Raw genomic sequence first — 22,944 nt, 5'->3', positions numbered from 1 at the left:
AGGCGGCGGGCGCCTCGGGCTGCGCGGGGGCCTGCGGGGCAGGCTTGGGGGCGGCGGGCCGCGAGGCACCCGGCTTGGGCGCGGAGGCGGCCGCCTGGTCGGGCACGGACGGCGCGGCAGGCGCCGCCGGGGCCGGGGCGGCCGCGGCGGCAGGCTGCGGCGCGGTGTCCGCGGCAGGCTTGGGGGTCGGCCGGGCCGCGGGCTTCGCGGGGGCCTCGGACTTGGCCGCGGGGGCCGCGTCCTTGAACTTCTCGCGCATCATGCGCTCGACCGGCGCCTCGAGCGTCGAGGACGCCGAGCTCACGTACTCACCGGCGTCCTTCAGCGCGGCGAGGAGCTCCTTGCTCGTCTTCCCGAGCTCTTTTGCGAGCGCGGAGACACGAATCTTTGCCACATCTCTCCTGTCTCGGCCCTCCCCGAGGCAGGAAAGGACCGTCGTCAGTAACGAGTACTCATCGCAGGGGACTCATCGGGTGCCCATCGGCTTCTGACCCGCTTCCTTGTCGACGTACACGTGGTGCGGCCGAGACCCCTCGTGGGTCCCGGTCGGGACGGTGCTTCAACGGCCGTGACGCTCCAGATAGTCCTGGACCGGCCCCAGGTCGAGCGGTCCGGCCACACGCAGCGCGCGGGGCACGGCCCGCCGTCGTGCGGCGAGGTCCAGGCAGGCACGGTCCGGGTGGAGCCAGGCGCCGCGCCCCGGCAGGGCCTTGCGCTCGTCCACCACCACCGCCGGGCCGCCCTCGGGCGACGGCGACGCCGTGGTGGCCGGCGCGAGGACCAGCCGCAGGAGTGCCGACCGCAGGTCGCGCTCCCGGCACCCGACGCACGTGCGCACCGGGCCGGCCGCGAGGGTCGGTGAGGGGGTGCGGGGGTGTGCAGGGTCGTGGGCGCGCGGCCCGGTCCTGGACAGTCTAGCGCGCGGGTCGGCCCCGGCGGGACCGCGACCCGTCACGAGTCGTCGCGCTCCCGGGTGCCGTGACCGGCCGCGGCGCCCGCGCCGGCACCCTCGGCGCCCTCGGCGTCGGAGCGGATGTCGATCCGCCAGCCCGTCAGCTTCGCGGCGAGGCGGGCGTTCTGCCCCTCCTTGCCGATCGCGAGCGACAGCTGGTAGTCCGGCACGACGGCGCGGGCGGCCTTGGCGTCGCGGTCGACGACCGTGACCGACGTCACGCGCGCCGGCGACAGCGCGTTGGCGACGAACCGCGCCGGGTCCTCGGCCCAGTCGACGATGTCGATCTTCTCGCCGCGCAGCTCGGTCATCACCGCACGCACGCGCGCACCCATCGGGCCGATGCACGCGCCCTTGGCGTTGAGCCCCGCCACCCGCGAGCGCACGGCGACCTTGGTGCGGTGCCCGGCCTCGCGGGCCACCGCCATGATCTCGACCGACCCGTCGGCGACCTCGGGCACCTCCAGCTCGAAGAGCTTGCGCACGAGCCCGGGGTGCGTGCGCGACAGGGTCACCTGCGCGCCCTTCATGCCGCGGGAGACCTCGACGACGAACGCGCGCAGCCGCTCGCCGTGGGCGTAGTCCTCGGTCGGGACCTGCTCGTGCGGCGGCAGCACGGCCTCGGTGCCGCCGACGTCCACGAGCACGACGCGCGGGTCGCGCCCCTGCTGGATGACGCCCGCGAGGACCTCGCCCTCCTTGCCGCGGAACATGCCGAGCACCTGGTCGTCCTCGGCGTCGCGCAGGCGCTGCACGATGACCTGGCGCGCCGTGGCCGTCGCGATGCGGCCGAAGTCGTGCGGCGTGTCGTCGAACTCGGGGCCGAGGTCGACGCGCGGGTGCGCCTCGGGGTCCTCGGGGTCGGGCGTGCGGATCTCCTCGCGCGCCCACACCGTCACGTGGCCGGAGCGGCGGTCCAGCTCGACGCGGGCGTTGCGGTGCGCGTCCGGGGTCCGGTGGTAGGCGGACAGGAGGGCCTGCTCGATCGCCTCGACCAGCACGTCCAGGCTGATGTCCCGCTCGCGCTCCAGCAGCCGCAGCGTGCTCATGTCGATGTCCATGTCAGCCCTCCTGGGTGCGGGTCTCGCCCGCGTCGTCGGCCGCGGCGTCGCCGGCGGCGTCATCGTCGTCCTCGAGGCGCTTCAGCTCGACCTCGACCTTGGCCTTGCGCACCTGGTCCAGCGGCACGCGGGCGCCGTCCTCGAGCACCAGTGCCTGCCCGTCGCCGTCCTCGACGACGTCCGTCAGCCGGCCGGTCAGGTCCCGGCCGTCGGCGAGCCGCAGCGTCACGAGCCGCGTGCGCGCGCGCCGGAAGTGGCGCGGCTGCGTCAGCGGCCGGGACGTGCCCGGCGTCGAGACCTCGAGCGTGTACACGCCCGGCACGACGTCGTCGGCGTCGAGCGCCGCGGAGACCTCGCGGGAGGCCTCGGCGAGGGTGTCGGAGTCGAGGCTGCCGATCGCGTCCTCGGGCAGGTCCAGCGTGATGCGCACGACCGAGCGGGCGCCCGCCCGCGAGACCTGGACGTCCTCGAGCCACAGCCCGGCGCCGGCGACCACCGGCCCCACGACCTCGCGCACCGCGTCCGCCACGTTCCCGCGGCCCTGCTCCGTCATCGAATGCCTCCCGCCGGCCTCATCCTGGTCTCACGCCCGGGTCCGGCACGACCGGTGTGTTGTTGTGCGAGGTCAAGGGTAACGAACTGTGCCGCCGCCTCGCGCCGCGGCGGCGTGCTCTTGCCCACGCCGCCCGCTCGCCGGCGGCGCGGCGGCGGCGCGGGAGCGCCCGCAGCGCGTGGCATCATCGGCGGCGATGGAACCCCTGCCGGGCGCCGCGCGCGCCGACCGCCCCGCGCCCGCCCCGACCGATAGCCGCTTTGGCCCGCGCCGCCGCCTCGCGGCGGCCGTCCTGCTCGCCGCGGCCCTGGCCGGCTGCGGGCTGCGGGTGGAGTCGGCGCCGCCGGGCGAGCCGGTCCCCGGCGCGCTCGAGCAGGTGCGGCGCACGGCCGTGGACGACGCCCTGCTCGTGGCGCAGGACGCCGACGCCGCCGCGTCCGCGGGCGCCGTCCCGTCCGAGGCGGTCGCTGCGGAGCTGGAGCGGGTGGCCGCGCAGTCGCGGGAGCACGCGCAGGCCCTGGGCGGCGTCTACGACTCGGGGGTCGCCGACGAGCTGACCGACGACCTCGCGAGCGGCTCGCCGTCCCCGTCGCCGAGCCCCGCGGCCACCGTCACGCCCGCGGACGTGGTGGCGGCGCTGGCCGACGCCGCGGCGCGCACCCGCGTCGCCGCCGGCACGACGTCGGACGGCCCGTTGGCGCGCCTGCTCGCGTCGGTGTCGGCCGCGCAGTCGGTGTCGGCCGCGCGGCTCGCGAAGGCGGCGGACGTCGAGGCGCCGGAGCGCACCGCCCCCGTGGTGCCCACCCCGGCTGCCTCGCCGAGCGCCTCGCCCTCGCCGTCGGACGACGCGTCCGCGCCGGTCGCGACGAGCGCGCCGGGCGCGGGCGCCGACCGGGTGCCCGAGGGCCTGACCGCCGACGACCTCGCCGCGCTCGTCGCGTCCGAGGACGCCGCCGGGTACGCGCTCGAGCTGCGCGCCGCGCGGGCGTCGGGCGACGCGCGGGGCAGGCTGGCGGCCCGGGCGGCCGTGCACCGCGAGCGGGCCCAGGGCTGGGCGGCACTCGGCGGCCTCGACGGGACGGACCAGGACCCGCGCCGCGTCGCGTACGCCGTCCCGGCCGACCTCGACGACGCCGCGCTGGTGCGCCGGCTCGAGCAGGGGCTGGCCACGGACTACGCGAGCCTCGTCGCCACGACGGCCGCGGGGACGCGCACCGTGCTGGTCGACCTGCTCGCCGACGGGGCGCTGACGCTCGACGCGTGGGGCGCCGACGTCGCCGACCTGCCGGGGCTGCCGGAGCAGGACGCGACGGCGTCGCCGTCGGCGAGCGGGTCCGCGACCCCGGACGCGGGCACCGCCCCCGCACCGGCGACGCCCGGGTCGTGACGACCCGGGCGTCGCGCGGGGGCACCCGCCCCTGACGATGCCGCTGGTCAGGCGAGCAGCTCGGCCACGCGACGCGCGGTGACCTCGACGGCGTCGTCGACCGCCACCTGCTCGGCCTCGCCGGCGCGCGGGCGCACCTCGACGACGCCGTCGGCCAGGCCGCGGCCGACCACGAGCAGCAGCGGGACCCCCAGCAGCTCGGCGTCGGCGAACTTCACGCCGGGCGACACCTTGGGCCGGTCGTCGTAGATCACCTCGACGCCGCGCTCGGCCAGGCCCTGGGCGATGCGCTCGGCGGCCTCGAACACCTCGGTGCCCTTGCCGGTGGCGACCACGTGCACGTGCGCGGGCGCCACGTGCGGGGGCCAGGCCAGGCCGCGCTCGTCGTTGTTGGCCTCCGCGAGCGCCGCGAGCGCCCGCGTGACGCCGATGCCGTAGGACCCCATGGTCACCACGACCTGCTTGCCGTTCTCGTCCAGCACGGTCAGGCCGAGCGCCGCGGCGTACTTGCGGCCGAGCTGGAAGATGTGGCCCATCTCGATGCCGCGGGCCAGCTCGAGCGGGCCCGAGCCGTCGGGGGCCGGGTCGCCGGCCCGCACCTCGGCCGCCTCGATGGTGCCGTCGGCCGTGAAGTCGCGGCCCGCGACGAGGTCGAAGACGTGCCGGCCAGGCTCGTCGGCCCCGGTGATCCAGCGGGTGCCGGGCACGACGCGCGGGTCGAGCAGGTAGCGGATCGCCGAGCGGCGCTCCCCCGTCTCGGGGTCGGTCACCTGGGCGCCCTGCGGGCCGAGCACGCCGGGGCCGATGTAGCCCTTGGTCAGCTCGGGGTGCGCGGCGAAGTCGGCCTCGGTGGCGGGCTCGGCCTCGGCCGGCGCGACGGCCGCCTCCAGGCGCTTGAGGTCCACCTCGCGGTCGCCCGGCAGGCCCACCACGAGCAGCTCGCGCCGCCCGTCCGGGTGCGTGAGGGCCAGCACGACGTTCTTGAGCGTGTCGGCGGCCGTCCACGCCCGGTCGGGGCGCGGGAACTTGGCGTTCGCGACCTCGACGAGCGTGTCGATGGTGGGGGTGTCGGGGGTGTCCTCGACGTGCGCGGCGGGGGCGTCGTCGTACGGCACAGGGTCCGGCACCGGCGTCACGACCGCCTCGACGTTGGCGGCGTACCCGCCCGCGGAGCGCACGTAGGTGTCCTCGCCGATCGGGGACGGCGAGAGGAACTCCTCCGAGCGGGAGCCGCCCATGGCGCCGGACATGGCCGAGACGATGACGTACTCCAGGCCCAGGCGCTGGAAGATCCGCTCGTAGGCGTCGCGGTGCTTGCCGTAGGAGACGTCGAGTCCGGCGTCGGTGTGGTCGAACGAGTAGGAGTCCTTCATGACGAACTCGCGGCCGCGGATGAGCCCGGCGCGGGGGCGGGCCTCGTCGCGGTACTTCGTCTGGATCTGGTAGATGATCGCCGGCAGGTCCTTGTACGAGGAGTAGAGGTCCTTGACCAGCAGGGTGAACATCTCCTCGTGCGTGGGCGCCAGGAGGTAGTCGGCCTCCTTGCGGTCCTTGAGCCGGAAGAGGTTGGGCCCGTACTCCTCCCAGCGGCCCGTCGCCTCGTACGGCTCGCGGGGCAGCAGGGCCGGGAAGTGCACCTCCTGGCCGCCGATGGCGTCCATCTCCTCGCGCACGATCGCCTCGATCTTGCGCAGCACGCGCAGGCCGAGCGGCAGCCACGTGTAGATGCCCGGAGCCGCGCGGCGGATGTAGCCCGCCCGCACGAGCAGCTTGTGCGAGACGACCTCGGCGTCGGCCGGGTCCTCCCGCAGCGTGCGGACGAAGAGGCTGGACAGGCGCAGCAGGTCGCCCTTCGTGGTCCCACCGGGGACGGACGCAGAAGACATGGCGCCCAGGATATCGGCGCGCGGCGCCGCCCCCGGACGGTCCGGCGCGCCGACGTCGGCGGCGTGCGCCACGATGAGCCCATGCCCGAGCTGCCCGAGGTGGAGGCGCTCGCCCGGTTCCTGGGCGAGCGGACCGTCGGCCGCACCGTCGTCGGTGCCGACGTGGGGAACATCGCCGCGCTCAAGACCTACGACCCGCCGGTGACCGCGCTGGTCGGCGCCACGGTGCGCGGCTGGGCCAGGCACGGCAAGTGGCTGGACATGGCGACGTTCGACGACGACGGCGTCGACCCGCACCTGCTGGCGCACCTGTCGCGCGGCGGGTGGCTGCGCTGGTACGACGAGGCGCCCGCGACGGCGGTGCGGCCGCGGCTGGGCGGGTCCGCGCGCGGGGCGGTGATCGCGCTGCGCGTGCGGCTCGACGACGGCTCCGGGTTCGACCTCACGGAGGCGGGGACCACCAAGCGGCTGGCCGTGCACGTGGTCCGCTCCCCCGACGAGGTCGAGCAGGTGCGCACCCTCGGCGTCGAGCCGCTGTCCGACGCGTTCACCGTCGAGGCCCTGGGCGCGCTGCTCGCGGCGCGCAACCAGCAGGTCAAGGGCCTGCTGCGCGACCAGTCGGCGATCGCCGGGATCGGCAACGCCTACTCCGACGAGATCCTGCACGTGGCGCGGTTCTCGCCGTACAGGCTCACCCGCTCGTTCACGCCCGCCGAGACGACGGCGCTGCACGCCGCGGTGGTCGGCACGCTGACGGCGGCGGTCGCGGCGTCGGCGGGCAGGCCGGCCAAGGAGCTCAAGGACGCCAAGCGCGCCGGGATGCGGGTGCACGGGCGCACCGGCGAGCCGTGCCCGGTGTGCGGGGACACCGTGCGCGAGGTCTCGTTCGCCGACCGGTCGATGCAGTACTGCCCCACCTGCCAGACCGGCGGCCAGGTGCTCGCGGACCGCAGGCTGTCGCGGCTGCTGAAGTAGGGCGCGGGCTCAGGGCCGCACGGTCAGGACAGCAGGGTCAGGACAGCACGGTCGGCGACAGCAGGGTCAGAACAGCACGGTCGCGTAGGTGCCCACCTGCTCGAAGCCCACGCGCAGGTAGGAGCGCAGGGCCCGGGAGTTGTACCCGTTGACGTACAGGGAGACCACGGGCGCCACGCGCGCCCGGGCGTCGGCGACGACGGCGGCCATGCCGGTCTCGGACCAGCCTCGGCCGCGGTAGCGCGGGTCCACCCACACGCCCTGCACCTGCGCGACGCCGAGGGCCACGGCGCCGAGCTCGGCCTTGAAGCCGACCAGGGTCTCGGCGTCCGGCCCGTCGTCGGCCCGCTCGAGGCGCACGTAGGAGCGGCGCTCCTCGATGAGCGACCGCACGCGCTCCCGGTAGGCGGTGCCGCCGCCCGCGACCGGCGAGTAGCCCACCTCCTCGGTGAACATCGCCACGCACGCCGGCAGCACGAGGGCCAGCTCGTCGGGCCGCGACAGGCGCACGCGCGGGTCGGGCTCGACGTCCGGGTCGCGGTCGATCGCGAGCGACGGCTGGTGCGCGCGCACCTCCCGCGCGGGCGGCCAGTGCGCCTCCAGCCGGTGCCACAGGCCGAGCGCGGCGCCCGAGGACCCCACGATCGACGACGAGCGCCGCCCCTGCCGGCGAGCGGCCCGGGCGAACGCGTCGATCGCCTCCGACAGGTCCGCCGGGTCGGGGACCACGGGCACCAGGTTGGCGCCCGACCAGCACACGGCCCGCAGCGGGCCGCCGGCCGGCCAGCCCCAGACCTGGCCGCCCGCGGCCCCCAGCCCGGCGCGCGTCGCGATCTCCAGACGGCCGGCGGCCAGCACGGCGGCCACGGGGTCGGCCGCGCACACCGCGAGCGCCGCCGGCAGGTCGGCCGGCCCGAGCAGCCGCGCCTCCCGGAGCCCGGTGGTCGCTGGGGGTCGCACGCGGGCCTCGGTCAGCCGACCGTGACGACCGGGGCGCCGGCCTGCGCGTCGTTCCCGGGGGCCGGCATCGCGTCGGCGATGCGCATGGCCTCCTCGATGAGCGTCTCGACGATCATCGCCTCGGGCACGGTCTTGACGACCTCGCCGCGGACGAAGATCTGGCCCTTGCCGTTGCCGGACGCGACGCCGAGGTCGGCCTCCCGCGCCTCGCCGGGGCCGTTGACGACGCAGCCCATCACGGCGACGCGCAGCGGGACGGTCAGGCCCTCGAGACCGGCGGTCACCTTCTCGGCGAGCGAGTAGACGTCCACCTGGGCGCGGCCGCAGGACGGGCAGGAGACGATCTCGAGCTTGCGGGGGCGCAGGTTGAGCGCCTGCAGGATCTGGGTGCCGACCTTGACCTCCTCGACCGGCGGCGCCGAGAGGGACACGCGGATGGTGTCGCCGATGCCCTTGCTCAGCAGCGCGCCGAACGCGGTGGCCGACTTGATGGTGCCCTGGAACGCGGGGCCGGCCTCGGTGACGCCGAGGTGCAGCGGCCAGTCGCCGCGCTCGGCGAGCATCTCGTAGGCGCGCACCATGACCACCGGGTCGTTGTGCTTGACCGAGATCTTGAAGTCGTGGAAGTCGTGCTCCTCGAACAGCGACGCCTCCCACACGGCGGACTCGACGAGCGCCTCGGGGGTGGCCTTGCCGTACTTGGCGAGCAGGCGCGGGTCGAGCGAGCCGGCGTTGACGCCGATGCGCAGGGAGACGCCGGCGTCCTTGGCCGCCTGGGCGATCTCCTTGACCTGGTCGTCGAACTTGCGGATGTTGCCCGGGTTCACGCGCACGGCCGCGCAGCCGGCGTCGATGGCCGCGAACACGTACTTGGGCTGGAAGTGGATGTCGGCGATCACCGGGATCTGCGACTTCTTCGCGATCGCCGGGAGCGCGGCGGCGTCGTCGGCGGACGGGACGGCCACGCGCACGATGTCGCAGCCGGCGGCCGTGAGCTCCGCGATCTGCTGCAGGGTGGCGTTGATGTCCGTGGTCGGCGTCGTCGTCATGGACTGGACGCTGATGGGAGCGTCGCCGCCGACCTCCACCTTGCCCACGCGGATCTTGCGGGACTTGCGGCGGGGTGCCAGCACGGGGGCCGGTGCGGCGGGCATACCGAGGTTGACAGTGCTCACGGGACCAGTATCGCGCGCCCCGGGCGACACGCCGTGCCGCGGCCGGGCGCCGCGCCGGGACCTCCCCGCGATCTTCACCGGTGGGTCGAGCGGGCCGCACGACGCGCACGCCTCTCCCCCGCGCCGCGGACGGCGGCGCGGACCTGCGCCGACGCGTCAGGTGATCCGTACCGGGTCGACGACGTCGGCGAGCATGAGCGCGACGCCGACCCCGACGAGGACGACGAACATCACGTACGCCACCGGCATCATCCGCGCCACGTCGGCGGGGCCGGGCAGCACCCGCGCGCCGCGCACACGCGCCACCGTGCGCCGGCCGCCCTCGTAGAGGGCGTTGACCACGTGCCCGCCGTCGAGCGGCAGCAGCGGGATGAGGTTGAAGACGAACAGCGCGACGTTGAGCGACGCCAGCAGGCTCAGCAGCATCTGCACGCGGGACAGCACGCTCGAGTCCGCGCCGGCCACGTCGACGGCCGCCCGGCCGACGCCCACGACCGACATCACCGAGTCCTGCGAGCGCTCCTCGCCGCTGAACGCCTGCCCCACCGCCTCGGCCACCTTGGCCGGCAGCGTCACCACGCCGCTCGCCGTGGCGCCGACCATCTCGCCCACGGCAAGCGGCACCTCGGTCAGCGGGGCGGGCACGTGCTCGAAGCGCGGCGAGACGCCGAGGAACGCCGACGTGACCGTGTCCGTGCCGCCGTCCGCCGTCGTGACCGCGCGCGTGGCGTCCACGGGCGTCACCTGCAGCTCCTGGCGCGCACCGTCCCGCTCGACCACGACCGGCACCGCGGCGCCCGTACCGCCGTCGGCGATGGCCGTCGTGAGCTCGTCCCAGCTGGAGACCGCCACGCCGTCGTAGGACACGATCCGGTCCCCCGGCTGCAGGCCGGCGGCCGCGGCGGGCGCCTCGGCCGCGCCGGCCGGGCACGGCTCGGCCTCGGTGGCGGTAGCGGTCGGGACGCACGCGCTGACCGCCTCGACGGTCGCGGTCGGGGTCTGCTGGCCGATCCCGACCATGACCACGGCGGCGATGACGACGGCGAGCACGAGGTTCATCACCGGCCCGCCGAGCATGACGACGAGCTTCTTCGGCGTCGACAGGTGGTAGAAGGCGCGGTGCTCCTCGCCGGGGCGGATCTCCTCGGCCGACGCCCGGCGCGCGTCGTCGATCACCTGCCCGACGAACCCGCGGGCCGGCTTCTGGCCGGGGCGCGGACCGGGCATCATGCCCACCATCCGGACGAAGCCGCCGAGCGGGATCGCCTTGACGCCGTACTCGGTCTCGCCGCGCCGGCGCGACCACAGCGTGGGGCCGAACCCGATCATGTACTGGCTCACGCGCACGCCGAAGGCCTTCGCCGGGACCATGTGGCCCAGCTCGTGCAGGGCGATGGACACGACGATGCCGACCAGGACCACGGCGATGCCGACCACGACGCTCACACCCCGAGCGTAGGCGACCCGCCTGGGCGGTCCCTGGGTCGGCGGTGGGACCTGCGGCGCGTGCCCCGAGGATCAGCGCAGGACCTTCACGAGGACTGCCGGCGCAGACGCCTGCCCGGCCGCCCGATCGACCGGCACGCTAACGCCGCGCGAGGAGCTCGTCGGCGCGGGAGCGTGCCCACGCCTCGGCCGCGTCGACGTCGGCCAGGGTGACGGCGCCGACCGCGACGCCGTCGTGCTCGCCGAGCACCCGCTCGACGGTCGCGACGATGTCCGCGAAGCCGATCCGTCCCGCCAGGAACGCCGCGACGGCCTGCTCGTTGGCGGCGTTGTAGACGGCCGGGTGCGTGGCCGAGGCCGCCGCAGCGTGCCGGGCCAGGCGCACGGCCGGGAACGTCTCCTCGTCGAGCGGCTCGAACGTCCACTCGGTGGCGCGCGACCAGTCGCACGGCGTGGCGACGGGGTCGAGCCGGTCGGGCCACGACAGGCCCAGCGCGATGGGCAGGCGCATGTCGGGCGGCGAGGCCTGCGCGATCGTGGAGCCGTCGACGAACTCGACCATCGAGTGGACGACCGACTGCGGGTGGACCACCACGGTGATGTCGTCGACCGGCACGTCGAACAGCAGGTGCGCCTCGATGAGCTCGAGCCCCTTGTTCATCATCGAGGCGGAGTTGATCGTGACCACGGGGCCCATCGCCCACGTGGGGTGCGCGAGCGCCTGCTCCGGCGTCGCTGCCTTGATCTCGTCGCGCGAGCGGCCGCGGAACGGCCCGCCGCTGGCGGTCAGGACCAGCCGCCGCACCTCGGCGCGCGCCCCGCCCCGCAGCGCCTGGGCGATGGCGGAGTGCTCGGAGTCCACCGGCACGATCTGGGCCTCGCGGCGCACCGCGGCCTTGACCAGCGCGCCGCCGACCACGAGGGACTCCTTGTTCGCCAGCGCGAGCGTCGAGCCGGCACCCAGCGCGGCGAGCGTGGGCCGCAGCCCGACCGAGCCCGTCACGCCGTTGAGCACGACGTCGCTGCCCCGGCCGGCCAGCTCGGTGGCGGCGTCCGGGCCGGCGAGGACCTCGACGCCCGCGGCGCCCGCCGCGGCCAGCGCGGCGCGCAGCTCCTCGGTCCGGGCGGCGTCGGCCACGCCGACCGCCGCGACGCGCAGCCGCGCCGCCTGGTCGGCGAGCAGGCCGACGTCGCCGCCGCCGGCGCTGATCGCCTCGACCCGGAACCGGTCCGGGTGGGCGGTGACGACGTCGATCGCCTGCGTGCCGATGGAGCCGGTGGACCCGAGGAGCGTGACGGTGCGCTGCGACATGCGAGCCATCCTCCCAGGCCCGGGGCCCCGGCGACCGTGCCCGGGCTCGGCGCGCGCAGATGTGTGACCCGGGTTACTTTCGAGCGCATGCGCACTCCGAGGATCGTGGGCCGACACCGCCGTCGGCACCCGCGTCGACACCCGCATCGACACCGCCGCACCGCCCTGGTCGCCAGCGTCGCAGCCCTCACGGGCGCCGTGGGCATCGCCGCCCCTGCCGCCGCCGACGGCGACGGCGAGACCCACCGCGTGTACGCCACGCGCGAGGGGCTCGTCGGCGCGACCACCGCCAACGGGCACGTCATCGCCGAGGACGACCACTTCGTCGCGCTGCCGTCGGCGCGCGCGCTGTCCCCGCGGGGCTCCGGCACGTACTCCGTGCGGGTCTGCGTGGCGGGCACCACCCGCTGCGAGTACGCGCCCGTGTGGGACGTGGGCCCGTGGAACACCACCGACGACTACTGGAGCGCCACCCGGCACGGCTTCACGGACCTGCCGCGGGGCGTCCCGCAGGCGCAGGCCGCGTCCCGCTCCGGGCACCGCGAGGGCCAGGACCAGTACGGCCGCACCGTGACGAACCCGGCCGGCATCGACCTGGCCGACGGCACGTTCTGGGACGGGCTGGGGCTGACGTCCAACGCCTGGGTCGACGTGACGTTCCTGTGGCAGGGCGACGCCGCGACCGGCGTGATCCACCCGAGCGGGACGCCGGTGAACGTCCGCACGGGCCCCGGCACGGGCTACGCGCGCACCGGCCTGGCGGCGGAGCACGCGCGCGTGCCGGTGCTGTGCACGGAGCGGGGCCAGACCGTGTCCGGCCCGCTCGGCACCACCGACCTGTGGAACAAGATCGGCCCGGGCAACTACGTCTCCGACGCCTACGTGCGCACGGGGACCGGGGAGCCGGTCGCGCCGCCCTGCTGAGCCCTCGGCACGCTTCTCACCGCCACGGTGGCCGCCGCCGTGGCCACGAGGACGACGACGGCGGCGGGGACGGGCAGCGCCCTCGCGCCCGCGTCGGCGACGAGCGCCGCAGCGGCAGCGGCGCCGACGGCGATGCCACCGTTGAACACCACCGGGATCAGCGCGCCGGCCGTGGCCCGGCGCGCCGGGCCGCCGAGCCTCAGGATCTCCGCCTGCGCGACGGGCGGCAACGCCCCTGACGCGACACCCCACAGCGCCACCGTGGCCGCGCCGAGCAGCGGGTGCACGCCCACGGCACCGAGGCCCAGCAAGGCGGTGGCGGTGCCGGCGCCGGCGACCGCGAGGGCCAGCGCCGAGCGCGCGCCGAACCGCCCCGCGACCACGACGCCCGCCGCCGAGGCCGCGCCGAAGAGGAGCAGCAGGCCGCTCGTCCCGCCGGGCGTCTCGCGCGCCGGCGCCTCGACGAGCCGCGTGATGAACGTGTACGCGCCGTAGTGGCCGACCAGCAGCACGCCCACGGCCGCGGTGAGCGCGATCATCGGCCAGGCGCCACCCCCGGCCGTCGGCGAAGCATCCGCCTGCTGCGCGCCGGCGTCGGACGCAGGAGCCGGGGCGGTCTGCCGAGCCGGAGCGACCACGGTCCGAACCAGCACGGCGACCGCCAGCGCGAGGACGGCGAGCCCGGCGAAGGCCGCCCGCCAGCCGACGGTCCGTGCGGCGAGGCTGGCCAGCGGGGTGCCGAGCACCATGCCGAGGGTCGCCCCGCCCAGGACCACGGCGACGGCGCGCGCCAGCAGCGCGTCCGCGACGAGGTCGGCCGTGTAGGCGTTCGCGGTCGCCCAGAGCAGACCGACGGCGGCGGCGCCCAGCAGCCGCGCGCCCACGGCGACCTCGTAGACCGGCGCGGCGGCCGTCAGCGCCGCTGAGGCTGCCAGGGCGACGAGCGCCGCAGCGATCACGGTGCGACGGTCGCGTCGGGCGGTCAGCCGCACGAGCGGGAAGCTCGCCACCACGACCGTGGCGGCCCACACCGAGACGAGCACGCCGGTGCTGGCCTCCGACACCCCCAGGCCCGCGCTCATGGGGCCCAGCACCGCCGTCGGCAGCATCTCGGCAGCGACCATCACGAACGTCGCGGCGCCGAGCACCAGCAGGGAGCGCCACGGCAGGCCGACGAGGCTGGCGGGCGCGGGGGCGGGCACCAGGCGCCGGGCCCTGCGGGCGGGCGACGGGTGCTGGCCGGGAAGGCGAGGAGTCGTCATGCCGACGACGCTAGAGTTTGACATTGATGTCAATGTCAAGGCGGGGAAGCGGGGCACCCGGATGAAGATCGGCGAGCTCGCCGCGCGCGCCGGGGTCGCACCCCGGCTCGTGCGCTACTACGAGCAGCAGGGGCTCCTGACGGCGCAGCGCGCGGACAACGGCTACCGCACGTACGACGAGGACGACGTCGCCCGCGTCGCGCGCGTCGCGGGCCTCGTGCGGGCCGGCCTGCCGACCCGCCTGGTCAAGGTGCTCCTCGACATGGAGCACGCCGCCGCCGGCGAGCTGCCCACCTGCTCGCGCACGGTGGCGGAGCTCCTGGCCACCGAGCTGGCAGGCATCGAGGAGCGCATCGCGTGCCTCACGCGCAGCCGCGACACGGTCCGCGACTTCCTGGCGCGCACGGAGCACTCGTCGCTGCTGGACGGCGCCGTCACGCCGGCGGCGTCGGACTAGTACCAGCTCCTCGGCCGGCGACCTCGGACCAGAACCGCGGCGTCACTCGACGCCGAGCAGCACCTCGACGGCCCGGGCGAAGAAGGCGTCGACCGGCGCCTCGGCGTACCCGTCGGCGCCGCGCGCGCGGCCGAACGTCGCCCCGCGCAGCTCGGCAGCGGTCAGCGGCTCCTGGCGGTCGAAGTACCCCACCAGGCGCTCGCACAGCGCGTCGACGTCGTCCTTGTCGTAGCCGACCTGCCCGCGCGGGGCGGGGGCGAACTTCTCGCCGGCGGGCCGGCCCAGCCGGCCGTACAGGGTCCGGGCGCGCTCGGCCAGGGCGGTCATCCAGGACTCCTGGCCGTGCTGGCTGACGTACTCCTGGCGCTGGCGGGCCACGAACGCGGCCTCGAGGCGGTCGAGCGCAGCGTCGACCTCGTGCGTGTCGTAGCCCCCGCGGACCAGCTCGAACGTCGCGGTCTGGATGTCACCGCTGGTCATCGGCTCGGCGGAGCGGCCCTCGTACGCCTGGCGGGCGTGGTCGAAGAACTCGTCGACCTCGTCCCGGTCGTACCCGGTCCGCAGCTTCGACACGGTGCCGAACAGCGCGCTGCTCACTCGTCCTCCTCGTCGGCCGCCAGCTGGCCGCACGCACCGTCGATGTCCGACCCGCGGGTGTCCCGGATCGTCGTCGGGATGCCGTGCGCGCGCAATCGTGCCACGAACTCGGCCTCCACGGCACGCTCGCTCGCCGTCCAGATCGAACCCGGCGTGGGATTCAGCGGGATGGGGTTGACGTGCACCCAGCCCTTGCCACGGGCGTTGAGCTTCTCGCCGAGCAGGTCGGCGCGCCACGCGTGGTCGTTCATGTCCTTGATCAGCGCGTACTCGATCGACACGCGTCGGCCGGTGACCTCGAAGTAGCGGCGGGCGGCGTCGAGCGCCTCGTCGACGCTCCAGCGGGTGTTGATCGGCACCAGCTCGCTGCGCAGGTCGTCGTCGGGCGCGTGGAGGCTCAGTGCCAGGGTGACCGGGATGCCCTCCTTGGTGAGCTTCTCGATCGCCGGCACCAGACCCACGGTGGAGACCGTGATGTTGCGCGCCGACATGCCCAGGCCCTCGGGCTGGGGGGCGACCAGCGTGCGCACGGTCTCGATGACGGCCTTGTAGTTGGCCAGCGGCTCGCCCATGCCCATGAAGACGAGGTTGTTCAGGCGGGTCGGGCCGCCGGGGATCTCGCCCCGGGCGAGCGACCGCATCGCCGCGCGGACCTGCTCGACGATCTCCGCCGTCGACAGGTTGCGGGTCAGCCCCAGCTGGCCGGTGGCGCAGAACGGGCAGGCCATGCCGCACCCGGCCTGGCTCGAGACGCACAGCGTGGTGCGGTTCGGGTAGCGCATGAGCACCGACTCGACCTTGGCGTCGTCGAACAGGTGCCACAGCGTCTTGACCGTGGTGCCGCCGTCGGCCTCGAGCCGGCGCGTGGGCCGGATCAGCTGCGGGAACATCGTGCGGGCCACCTCGTCGCGCGTGGCGGCGGGCAGGTCGGTCATCTCCGCCGGGTCGGCGGTGAAGTGCGTGAAGTAGTGCGTCGCGAGCTGCTTGGCCCGGAACGGCTTCTCCCCCATCGCCTCGACCGACGCCACCCGCTCGGCCGGCGTGAGGTCGGCGAAGTGGCGCGGCGGCTTGCCGCGCCGGCGCGGCGCCATCTGCAGCGGCACCGGCTTGGTCTCGTCCGAGGGCCGGACGGACGGGACGCCGAGGTCCGTCGGGCGCGGCGCGACGGTGGTGGGCGCGGCGGTTCGAGAGGCCATGAGAGGTTTCCTTACGCGGCCACCGACAGCACGAGGTAGACGAACGGGGCGGTGGCCAGCAGCGAGTCGATTCGGTCCAGCACGCCCCCGTGGCCCGGGAGCAGCGAACCCATGTCCTTCAATTCTAGGTCGCGCTTGATGAGCGACTCCGCCAGGTCGCCCAGGGTCGCCGTGATGGCGACCATCACACCCAGGGCCACGCCGAGCCACGGCGAGGCCCCCAGGCCCCCGACGGCGCCGGCGACGCCGACCCCCACGGCCAGCACCACCGACCCGCCGAAGCCCTCCCAGCTCTTCTTGGGGCTGACGGTGCGGGCCAGCGGGTGGCGGCCGAACAGCACGCCGGCGATGTACCCGCCGGTGTCGTTGGCGACCGCCAGCAGCACGAACAGCACGACGCGCTCGCGCCCGTCGGCCTGGCCGAGCAGCAGCACGACGAACCCGGCGAGGAACGGCACGTACGTGGCGGCGAAGACGCCGGCGGCCGCGTCGCGCAGCGCCTGCGGGCCGGGCCCGTCGATGAGGCGCCAGACGACGACGGCCGCCACGGTGAGCACGTAGGCGAGCAGCAGCCCCTCGGGGCCGCCGGTGAACGCCGAGACGGCCGCCCCGGCGCCGCCGACCAGGAGCGGCCAGTAGGGCAGGCGGACCTGCTGGCGGGCGAACGCCTGGCGCAGCTCCCACAGGCCCGCGCCGACGGCCAGGACGACGAGCGCGACGAACGGCTCCGGGCGGAACCACAGGGACAGGCCGAAGGCGACGAGCAGCGCGACGCCGGAGATGATCGCGGCGGGCAGGTTGCGGCCCGCGCGCGACGGCAGGGGCGCGGTGGGCTCGGCGTCCCCCGCCGCCGGGTCGAGCGGTGCGGCCTCCATCAGACCTCGAGCAGCTCGCTCTCCTTGCCGGCGAGCAGCTGGTCCACCTGGTCCACGTGCTTGCGGGTGAGGGCCTCGAGCTCCTTCTCCGCGCGCGCGACCTCGTCCTCGCCGGCCTCGCCGTCCTTGACGATGCGGTCCAGCGTCTCCTTGGCCCGGCGGCGGATGTTGCGCACGGTCACGCGCGCCTCCTCCGCCTTGGTCTTGGCCAGCTTGACGTAGTCGCGGCGGCGCTCCTCGGTCAGCGCCGGCAGCACCAGGCGGATGACGTTGCCGTCGTTGGACGGGTTGACGCCCAGGTCCGACTCGCGCAGCGCCTTCTCGATGACGTTCATCGCGCCCTTGTCGAAGGGCGACACGAGCACGGTGCGCGCCTCGGGGATGTTGAACGAGGCGAGCTGCTGCAGCGGCGTCGGCGCACCGTAGTAGTCCACGGTGATCTTGCTGAACATGCCGGCGTTCGCGCGGCCGGTGCGGATCCCCGCGAAGTCCTCCTTGGCGACCTCGATCGCCTTGTCCATCTTCTCCTCGGCCTCGAGGAGCGTCTCGTCGATCACCGGTGTCTCCTAAGTCAGATCTCGTGCTTCGATGGCGTGCTGCGTGCCCTGCTGCGTACCGGGTGGCCTGCTCGGGGTGGAGCGTCACCGCGCCGTGACGAGCGTGCCAATCTTCTCGCCCAGCAGCGCGCGCGTCACGTTGCCGTCGCCCTCCAGGCCGAAGACGCGCATCGTCACGTCGTTGTCGCGGCACAGGCTCAGCGCCGTGGCGTCCATGACCTCGAGGTTCTGCACCAGCGCGTCGGTGTAGGTCAGGTGCTCGAGCCGCTCGGCGTCGGGGTTGGTGCGCGGGTCTGCGGTGTAGACGCCGTCGACGCCGTTCTTGCCCATGAGCACCTCGTCGCAGTGCGTCTCCAGGGCCCGCTGCACCGAGGTGGTGTCGGTGGAGAAGTACGGCATGCCGGCGCCGGCGCCGAAGATCACGACGCGCCCCTTCTCCAGGTGCCGGATCGCGCGCAGCGGGATGTACGGCTCGGCGACCTGGCCCATGGTGATGGCCGTCTGCACGCGCGTCGTGGTGCCGTCCTGCTCGAGGAAGTCCTGCAGGGCCAGGCAGTTCATCACCGTGCCGAGCATCCCCATGTAGTCGGCGCGGGCGCGGTCCAGGCCGGCGCGCGACAGCTCGGCGCCACGGAAGAAGTTGCCGCCGCCGACGACGATCGCGACCTGAACGCCCTGGCGGACGGCGTCGCCGATCTCGCGGGCGATGCGGCGGACGACGTCGACGGCCAGACCGACGCTGCCGCCGCCGAACGCCTCGCCGGAGAGCTTGAGCAGGACCCGCCGTGCCGGGGGCTGCGTCGTGGAGGTCTCGTGCGTCGCGGTCATCGGCCACCGTCCTGTCGCTCGGTCGTGCTGGGTCGTGCTGGGTCGTGCGGGTGCACCCGCGGCCCCGACGGGGTCCGGATGCGCGAGCGGCCCGGCCTCACCGCTGCAGGGTGAGGCCGGGCCACCCGGCGTGGCTCAGTTGCCGACGCGGAAGCGGACGAACTCCTTGAGGGAGCCGCCGGCGTTCTCGACGTGCTTGCCGACCGTGACCTTGGGGTCCTTGGCCAGCGGCTGGTCGACGAGGACGGCCTCCTTGAAGAAGCCGTTCAGGCGACCCTCGATGATCTTCGGCAGCGCGGCCTCCGGCTTGCCCTCGTTGCGCGAGGTCTGCTCGGCGATGTCGCGCTCCTTGGCGACGACGTCCGCCGGGACGTCCTCGCGGGTGAGGTACTTCGGCGCCATGGCCGCGACGTGCTGCGCGACGTCCTTGGCGACCGACTCGCCGGCCTCGTCGGTGACGACGAGCACGCCGATCGACGGCGGGAGGTCCTTGGCCGTGCGGTGCAGGTACGTGGTGACCTTGGGGCCCTCCACGCGGGCGACGCGGCGCAGGACGATCTTCTCGCCCATGGTCGCGCCCTGGCTGGCGACCAGGTCGGCGACGGTCTGGCCGTCGGCGTCCGCGGCGAGCGCGGCGTCGAGGTCGGCGGCACCGGCCTTGGCGACGGCGGCCAGGACGTTGTCGGCCAGCGTGATGAACTTCTCGTTCTTCGCGACGAAGTCGGTCTCGGAGTTGAGCTCGATGATCGTCGCGGCCTGGCCCGCGGCGGTGTCCTCGACCTTGACGGCGACGAGGCCCTCGGAGGTCGCGTTGCCCTCGCGCTTGGCGGCACGGGCGAGGCCCTTGACGCGGATGATCTCGACGGCCTTCTCGGCGTTGCCGTCGGCCTCGTCGAGGGCCTTCTTGACGTCGAGCATGCCGGCGCCGGTGCGCTCGCGCAGAGCCTTGATGTCAGCGGCGGTGTAGTTCGCCATGGTGGGGGTTCCTCCGTGCTGGTGGGTCCGGCGGCGCGCCGCGCGCGGCGCCGGGAGGGTTCGGGTGGGCGGCGGGCCGGGGGTCGCTCGACCCCCGGCCCGCGTCAGCTCACTCGGACTTCGGCTCGGCCACGCCGGCGACGTCCGCGGCCGGGGCGGCGTCGTCGCCCGGGGTCACGGCCGCCTCGGCGCCGGAGGCACCCTCGGTCGGCGCGGCGTTGCCGGCGGGGACCTCGGGGCCCGGCGTCGGCTCGGTCTGCGCGGCCTCGGCGCCCGCGAGGAGCTCGCGCTCCCACTCGGCCAGCGGCTCGGCCTCGGCGGTGGCCTCGGCACCCGTGCGGCCGGAGTGGCGCTGCAGCAGGCCCTCGGCGGCGGCGTCGGCGATCACGCGGGTGAGCAGCGTGACGGAGCGGATCGCGTCGTCGTTGCCCGGGATCGCGTAGTCGACCTGGTCGGGGTCGCAGTTGGTGTCGAGGATCGCGACGACGGGGATGCCCAGCTTGCGGGCCTCGTCGACGGCGAGGTGCTCCTTGTTGGTGTCGACGATCCACACCGCGGACGGCACCTTGGCCATGTCGCGGATGCCGCCGAGGGTGCGCGCGAGCTTGTCCTTCTCGCGGCGCAGCACCAGGAGCTCCTTCTTCGTGAGGCCGGAGCCGGCCACGTCGTCGAAGTTGATCTCCTCGAGCTCCTTGAGGCGCTGGAGGCGCTTGTGCACGGTGGTGAAGTTCGTGAGCATGCCGCCCAGCCAGCGGTGGTTCACGTAGGGCATGCCGACGCGCGAGGCCTGCTCGGCGACCGGCTCCTGCGCCTGCTTCTTGGTGCCGACGAAGAGGATCGACCCACCGTGGGCGACCGTCTCCTTGACGAACTCGTAGGCGCGGTCGATGTACGACAGCGACTGCTGGAGGTCGACGATGTAGATGCCGTTGCGCTCGGTGAAGATGAACCGCTTCATCTTCGGGTTCCAACGGCGGGTCTGGTGCCCGAAGTGGACACCGCTCTCGAGGAGCTGTCGCATGGTCACGACGGCCATGACTGGTCCTTTCGCCGCGCGGGCCGGGATCCTCCCGTGTCCCGCGCGCATCTGGCGGCCGCCGAGGGCGGCCGCGTGCTGGGTTGACGGTGCGAGCCGGTCGGCCGCACCCCTGGCGCCACACCGCTCGGCACCGCGCGCGCCCGGGTCCGGGGACCTGGGGCGGGCGGACCGCAGCCGAGGCGGTCGCTCCCCGCGCGCCGGCGGGTGCCGACGAGCGGAGCGCGTCATGACGCGCGAAGTCGACCGGTGCGCCTGCCGCGCCGCGGCGCTCTGCCTCCGGGCTCGCGGACGAGCCGGGTGCGGTGTTCCGGGGAGCGTGGCGTGGACGTACCGATCGCGACTGTCAGTCTACCCGACCCGGGCACCGCCGCGGGCCTGCCCCGCGGGCGGCCGCGCGGCGGCCGTGCGGCGGCCGTCGCACGTCAGGCCGCACGTCGCCGGGATCGGCGCTCGGCACGGGCACGCCACGGCGCCACGGCGAGGCTGCCCCCAACCGCCGGGCTGCCGCGGTCGTCCCCAGGGCGTCCCGGCGGCCCTGCCGCTCGCCGCGGTGGGCGGCCACCGTGGGCGCATGACCGTTCGGAGCACCGCCTCGCACGACGCCGGCGCCGCCCTCGGCGCGAACGCTGCACGGCGCCGGGCGTCCACCGGCCCGCGGCCGAGGGGCGCGCCCAGCGCCGGGCGCACCGTCCGACGCGTGACGGGCCAGGCGCACGGCGCGCGGGTCGCGGCCGGCGTGACGGCGAGCGCGACCGTGGCCGCGCTCCTCCTCGCCGCGCTCACGACCCCGGCCTCCTCTGCCGTCCCGCGCGCGACGGCCCCCGTCGCCGCCTGGACGGTCACCGGCCCGGTCGGGCCCGCCGGCCCGGTGCTCGTCGGGCTCGGCCCGGCGGGCCCAGTCCTGTCCGGGCCCCAGGCGGCGGACGGCTACGTCGCCCCGGTCGCGGGCGAGGTCGCGCGGCCGTTCGACCCGCCCGCCCAGGAGTGGCTCGCCGGGCACCGCGGCGTGGACCTGCGAGCCGCGATCGGCGATCCCGTCGGGGCGCCGGCCGCGGGCGTCGTGACGTTCGCGGGCTCGGTGGCCGGCAAGCCGACGGTGGTCGTCACCCACCGCGACGGGCTCCGTTCGAGCCTGGAGCCCGTCGCGGCCACCGTGGCCGTCGGCACGCAGGTGGCCGCGGGCGAGCCGGTGGGCACGCTCGCCTCCGGGCCGGGCGACGACGCGAACCCCGACCACTGCGCACCCGCCACGTGCGTGCACTGGGGCGTGCGCCGGGGCGAGACGTACCTGGACCCCCTGGCGCTGCTGGGGCGCGCGGCGCCGATCGTCCTGCTGCCGTCGCGGTGAGACGACGTGCCGGGCCGGCGTGCCGAGGACTCGCCGCGGGGCGCCCGCCCGCAGCGCCTTCAGGCGCGCGGGAACGCCTGGGCGTAGACGGCACGCAGGCGCTCGGCGTCCACGTGGGTGTACCGCTGGGTGGTCGCCAGGTTGGCGTGCCCGAGCACCTCCTGCACGCTGCGCAGGTCCGACCCGCCCTGCAGCAGGTGAGTGGCCGCGGAGTGCCGCAGGGCGTGCGGGGCGACGTCGTCGACGCCCGCCCGGGCGGCGAGCCGGTGCACCGCCTCGCGCACCTGGCGCTGGCCCCACCGGCCGCCCCGGTCGCCCAGCAGCAGGGCCGCTCCGCTCGCGGCGGTCTCGAGCGCCGGGCGCCCCTCGTCCAGCCAGGCGTCGACGGCGCGGGCGGCGGGCACGCCGAACGGCACCACCCGCTCCTTGCCGCCCTTGCCGAGCACGCGGACGAGGCGCTCGGCCGGGTCGACGTCGTCGACGTCGACGGTGACGAGCTCCCCGACGCGGATGCCGGAGCCGTACAGCAGCTCCGCCGCGGCCCAGGCCCGCATCGCGGCAGGCCGTGCGTCGCTCTCGGCCGCCGCGGCGTCGTCGCGCGCCGTGTCGAGCATCCGGGCGGCGGCGTCCCCGGTGAGCACCGTGGGCAGCACCCGGGGCACCTTGGGGCTGGCCAGGCGCGCGGACGGGTCGTGGGCCACGAGACCGGCGCGGTGCGCCCAGCGCAGGAAGGCCCGCGCCGCCGCGCCGCGCCGCGCGAGCGTGCTGCGCGCGAGGCCGCGGTCGGCCTGCGACGCCAGCCACGCCCGCAGCACCGGCAGCTGCAGGTCATCCATCCCCTGGGCGCCGTGCCGCACCGCGTAGCGCAGCAGCCCGGTCACGTCCGCGACGTACGCGCGGCGCGTGTGCGCCGAGTGCCCGCGCTGGCTGTCGAGGTGCTGGGCGAAGCGCGCGACGGCCTCCCCCATCGCCGGCGGCAGGGGCGGGAGGTCCGGGGTCGGGTCGGTGGCGGCCATCGCCGCCAGTCTCCCCCGGCGCCTCCGTGCGCCGGGGCAAGCGCCGCGGCGCGTGTCGCGCCGCTGCCGCGCAGGCCGGCCGCCTGGGCCGCGGTCACTGAGCCCCGTCCCAGCCCGGGGCTACCGGCCGGGCCCGCCCGCCGCCGCCCCCGCCGGCCGCGGC

The 22,944-nt window shown here is 75.5% G+C and carries 23 protein-coding genes; 5 read left to right on the top strand and 18 right to left on the bottom strand.

Going from position 1 to position 22,944, the window contains the following annotated elements; all coding sequences use genetic code 11:
- From GSF02_RS15640 to GSF02_RS15625, 4 genes are all read right to left on the bottom strand, one after another.
- Positions 1–394: translation initiation factor IF-2 N-terminal domain-containing protein (locus GSF02_RS15640; RefSeq protein WP_201308959.1), on the bottom strand; the 394-nt coding region annotated here is incomplete at its 3' end.
- A 165-nt stretch (positions 395–559) separates the two neighbouring features.
- Positions 560–838 (bottom strand): YlxR family protein, encoded by a 279-nt coding sequence (locus GSF02_RS15635; protein ID WP_235915623.1) that lies wholly within the window; start codon positions 836–838, stop codon positions 560–562.
- Between the two features lie 113 nt (positions 839–951).
- Positions 952–2,013 (bottom strand): transcription termination factor NusA, encoded by a 1,062-nt coding sequence (gene nusA, locus GSF02_RS15630; protein ID WP_159798179.1) that lies wholly within the window; start codon positions 2,011–2,013, stop codon positions 952–954.
- Between the two features lies 1 nt (position 2,014).
- Positions 2,015–2,566 (bottom strand): ribosome maturation factor RimP, encoded by a 552-nt coding sequence (locus tag GSF02_RS15625; protein WP_159798177.1) that lies wholly within the window; start codon positions 2,564–2,566, stop codon positions 2,015–2,017.
- Between the two features lie 196 nt (positions 2,567–2,762).
- On the opposite strand from GSF02_RS15625, the gene GSF02_RS15620 reads away from it, so the two are divergent.
- The gene (locus GSF02_RS15620) at positions 2,763–3,953 is read left to right on the top strand and encodes a DUF4439 domain-containing protein (protein ID WP_159798175.1); all 1,191 of its coding nucleotides are present in this window, start codon (positions 2,763–2,765) and stop codon (positions 3,951–3,953) included.
- Positions 3,954–4,000: 47 nt separating this feature from the next.
- On the opposite strand, the gene GSF02_RS15615 is transcribed toward GSF02_RS15620, so the two are convergent.
- Positions 4,001–5,839, bottom strand: coding sequence for a proline--tRNA ligase (locus tag GSF02_RS15615; protein ID WP_159798174.1), 1,839 nt, complete (start codon positions 5,837–5,839; stop codon positions 4,001–4,003).
- A gap of 81 nt (positions 5,840–5,920) precedes the next feature.
- Between GSF02_RS15615 and GSF02_RS15610 the strand changes: the two genes are divergently transcribed.
- Positions 5,921–6,814: an Fpg/Nei family DNA glycosylase gene (locus GSF02_RS15610; protein ID WP_159798172.1), complete on the top strand. Its 894-nt coding sequence runs from the start codon at positions 5,921–5,923 to the stop codon at positions 6,812–6,814.
- Between the two features lie 66 nt (positions 6,815–6,880).
- On the opposite strand, the gene GSF02_RS15605 is transcribed toward GSF02_RS15610, so the two are convergent.
- The 4 genes from GSF02_RS15605 to dxr form a co-directional block, all read right to left on the bottom strand.
- Positions 6,881–7,774 (bottom strand): GNAT family N-acetyltransferase, encoded by an 894-nt coding sequence (locus GSF02_RS15605; RefSeq protein ID WP_159798171.1) that lies wholly within the window; start codon positions 7,772–7,774, stop codon positions 6,881–6,883.
- Between the two features lie 11 nt (positions 7,775–7,785).
- Positions 7,786–8,928, bottom strand: a complete 1,143-nt coding sequence (gene ispG / locus GSF02_RS15600; protein WP_201308960.1) for a flavodoxin-dependent (E)-4-hydroxy-3-methylbut-2-enyl-diphosphate synthase — start codon at positions 8,926–8,928, stop codon at positions 7,786–7,788.
- 177 nt (positions 8,929–9,105) lie between these two features.
- Positions 9,106–10,395 carry a M50 family metallopeptidase gene (locus GSF02_RS15595; RefSeq protein ID WP_159798167.1) on the bottom strand — a complete coding sequence of 430 codons (1,290 nt, stop codon included), beginning with the start codon at positions 10,393–10,395 and terminating at the stop codon, positions 9,106–9,108.
- A gap of 139 nt (positions 10,396–10,534) precedes the next feature.
- Positions 10,535–11,707 carry a 1-deoxy-D-xylulose-5-phosphate reductoisomerase gene (dxr, locus tag GSF02_RS15590; RefSeq protein WP_159798165.1) on the bottom strand — a complete coding sequence of 391 codons (1,173 nt, stop codon included), beginning with the start codon at positions 11,705–11,707 and terminating at the stop codon, positions 10,535–10,537.
- 198 nt (positions 11,708–11,905) lie between these two features.
- Between dxr and GSF02_RS15585 the strand changes: the two genes are divergently transcribed.
- Complete coding sequence (locus GSF02_RS15585) at positions 11,906–12,631, top strand: hypothetical protein (RefSeq protein ID WP_235915622.1); 726 nt, start codon at positions 11,906–11,908, stop codon at positions 12,629–12,631.
- Here GSF02_RS15585 and GSF02_RS15580 read toward each other — a convergent pair.
- Positions 12,586–13,893, bottom strand: a complete 1,308-nt coding sequence (locus GSF02_RS15580; protein ID WP_159798164.1) for an MFS transporter — start codon at positions 13,891–13,893, stop codon at positions 12,586–12,588. The genes GSF02_RS15585 and GSF02_RS15580 overlap by 46 nt on opposite strands.
- On the opposite strand from GSF02_RS15580, the gene GSF02_RS15575 reads away from it, so the two are divergent.
- The gene (locus GSF02_RS15575; protein ID WP_235915621.1) at positions 13,892–14,350 is read left to right on the top strand and encodes a MerR family transcriptional regulator; all 459 of its coding nucleotides are present in this window, start codon (positions 13,892–13,894) and stop codon (positions 14,348–14,350) included. The two genes, GSF02_RS15580 and GSF02_RS15575, sit on opposite strands and share 2 nt — an antisense overlap.
- A 42-nt stretch (positions 14,351–14,392) precedes the next feature.
- On the opposite strand, the gene GSF02_RS15570 is transcribed toward GSF02_RS15575, so the two are convergent.
- The 7 genes from GSF02_RS15570 to rpsB all read right to left on the bottom strand — a co-directional run bounded on the left by GSF02_RS15570 (position 14,393) and on the right by rpsB (position 20,414).
- Complete coding sequence (locus GSF02_RS15570) at positions 14,393–14,947, bottom strand: DivIVA domain-containing protein (protein ID WP_159798162.1); 555 nt, start codon at positions 14,945–14,947, stop codon at positions 14,393–14,395.
- Positions 14,944–16,038 carry a 23S rRNA (adenine(2503)-C(2))-methyltransferase RlmN gene (rlmN, locus tag GSF02_RS15565; RefSeq protein ID WP_235915624.1) on the bottom strand — a complete coding sequence of 365 codons (1,095 nt, stop codon included), beginning with the start codon at positions 16,036–16,038 and terminating at the stop codon, positions 14,944–14,946. The genes GSF02_RS15570 and rlmN overlap by 4 nt, the downstream gene beginning before the upstream one ends.
- A gap of 116 nt (positions 16,039–16,154) precedes the next feature.
- The gene (locus tag GSF02_RS15560; RefSeq protein WP_159798158.1) at positions 16,155–17,018 is read right to left on the bottom strand and encodes a phosphatidate cytidylyltransferase; all 864 of its coding nucleotides are present in this window, start codon (positions 17,016–17,018) and stop codon (positions 16,155–16,157) included.
- Positions 17,018–17,575 (bottom strand): ribosome recycling factor, encoded by a 558-nt coding sequence (gene frr / locus GSF02_RS15555; RefSeq protein WP_159798156.1) that lies wholly within the window; start codon positions 17,573–17,575, stop codon positions 17,018–17,020. Before frr ends, GSF02_RS15560 begins: the two co-directional genes overlap by 1 nt.
- Positions 17,576–17,659: 84 nt before the next feature.
- The gene (gene pyrH, locus GSF02_RS15550) at positions 17,660–18,403 is read right to left on the bottom strand and encodes a UMP kinase (RefSeq protein WP_159798154.1); all 744 of its coding nucleotides are present in this window, start codon (positions 18,401–18,403) and stop codon (positions 17,660–17,662) included.
- 135 nt (positions 18,404–18,538) lie between these two features.
- Positions 18,539–19,378 (bottom strand): translation elongation factor Ts, encoded by an 840-nt coding sequence (tsf, locus tag GSF02_RS15545; RefSeq protein WP_159798152.1) that lies wholly within the window; start codon positions 19,376–19,378, stop codon positions 18,539–18,541.
- Between the two features lie 109 nt (positions 19,379–19,487).
- Positions 19,488–20,414: a 30S ribosomal protein S2 gene (gene rpsB / locus GSF02_RS15540; RefSeq protein ID WP_159798150.1), complete on the bottom strand. Its 927-nt coding sequence runs from the start codon at positions 20,412–20,414 to the stop codon at positions 19,488–19,490.
- 574 nt (positions 20,415–20,988) lie between these two features.
- Here rpsB and GSF02_RS15535 point away from each other — a divergent pair.
- Entirely contained in the window at positions 20,989–21,765 is a 777-nt protein-coding gene (locus GSF02_RS15535; protein WP_159798148.1) for a murein hydrolase activator EnvC family protein, read from the top strand.
- A gap of 59 nt (positions 21,766–21,824) precedes the next feature.
- Here GSF02_RS15535 and GSF02_RS15530 read toward each other — a convergent pair whose 3' ends face one another.
- Positions 21,825–22,781, bottom strand: coding sequence for a tyrosine-type recombinase/integrase (locus tag GSF02_RS15530; protein ID WP_235915620.1), 957 nt, complete (start codon positions 22,779–22,781; stop codon positions 21,825–21,827).
- Positions 22,782–22,944 lie beyond the last annotated feature (163 nt).

Origin of the sequence: Puerhibacterium puerhi, assembly GCF_009846865.1 — a bacterium.
GTDB lineage: Bacteria > Actinomycetota > Actinomycetes > Actinomycetales > Cellulomonadaceae > Puerhibacterium > Puerhibacterium puerhi.
This window is presented reverse-complemented; position numbering and strand designations above follow the sequence as displayed.

Coding starts and splice junctions, on each gene's coding strand:
- nusA (WP_159798179.1), bottom strand. CDS start 2,013: ATGGACATCGACATGAGCACGCTGCGGCTGCTGGAGCGCGAGCGGGAC.
- GSF02_RS15625 (WP_159798177.1), bottom strand. CDS start 2,566: ATGACGGAGCAGGGCCGCGGGAACGTGGCGGACGCGGTGCGCGAGGTC.
- GSF02_RS15620 (WP_159798175.1), top strand. CDS start 2,763: ATGGAACCCCTGCCGGGCGCCGCGCGCGCCGACCGCCCCGCGCCCGCC.
- GSF02_RS15615 (WP_159798174.1), bottom strand. CDS start 5,839: ATGTCTTCTGCGTCCGTCCCCGGTGGGACCACGAAGGGCGACCTGCTG.
- GSF02_RS15610 (WP_159798172.1), top strand. CDS start 5,921: ATGCCCGAGCTGCCCGAGGTGGAGGCGCTCGCCCGGTTCCTGGGCGAG.
- ispG (WP_201308960.1), bottom strand. CDS start 8,928: ATGCCCGCCGCACCGGCCCCCGTGCTGGCACCCCGCCGCAAGTCCCGC.
- dxr (WP_159798165.1), bottom strand. CDS start 11,707: ATGTCGCAGCGCACCGTCACGCTCCTCGGGTCCACCGGCTCCATCGGC.
- GSF02_RS15575 (WP_235915621.1), top strand. CDS start 13,892: ATGCCGACGACGCTAGAGTTTGACATTGATGTCAATGTCAAGGCGGGG.
- GSF02_RS15580 (WP_159798164.1), bottom strand. CDS start 13,893: ATGACGACTCCTCGCCTTCCCGGCCAGCACCCGTCGCCCGCCCGCAGG.
- rlmN (WP_235915624.1), bottom strand. CDS start 16,038: ATGGCGCCGCGCCGGCGCGGCAAGCCGCCGCGCCACTTCGCCGACCTC.
- GSF02_RS15560 (WP_159798158.1), bottom strand. CDS start 17,018: ATGGAGGCCGCACCGCTCGACCCGGCGGCGGGGGACGCCGAGCCCACC.
- pyrH (WP_159798154.1), bottom strand. CDS start 18,403: ATGACCGCGACGCACGAGACCTCCACGACGCAGCCCCCGGCACGGCGG.
- tsf (WP_159798152.1), bottom strand. CDS start 19,378: ATGGCGAACTACACCGCCGCTGACATCAAGGCTCTGCGCGAGCGCACC.
- rpsB (WP_159798150.1), bottom strand. CDS start 20,414: ATGGCCGTCGTGACCATGCGACAGCTCCTCGAGAGCGGTGTCCACTTC.
- GSF02_RS15535 (WP_159798148.1), top strand. CDS start 20,989: ATGACCGTTCGGAGCACCGCCTCGCACGACGCCGGCGCCGCCCTCGGC.
- GSF02_RS15530 (WP_235915620.1), bottom strand. CDS start 22,781: ATGGCCGCCACCGACCCGACCCCGGACCTCCCGCCCCTGCCGCCGGCG.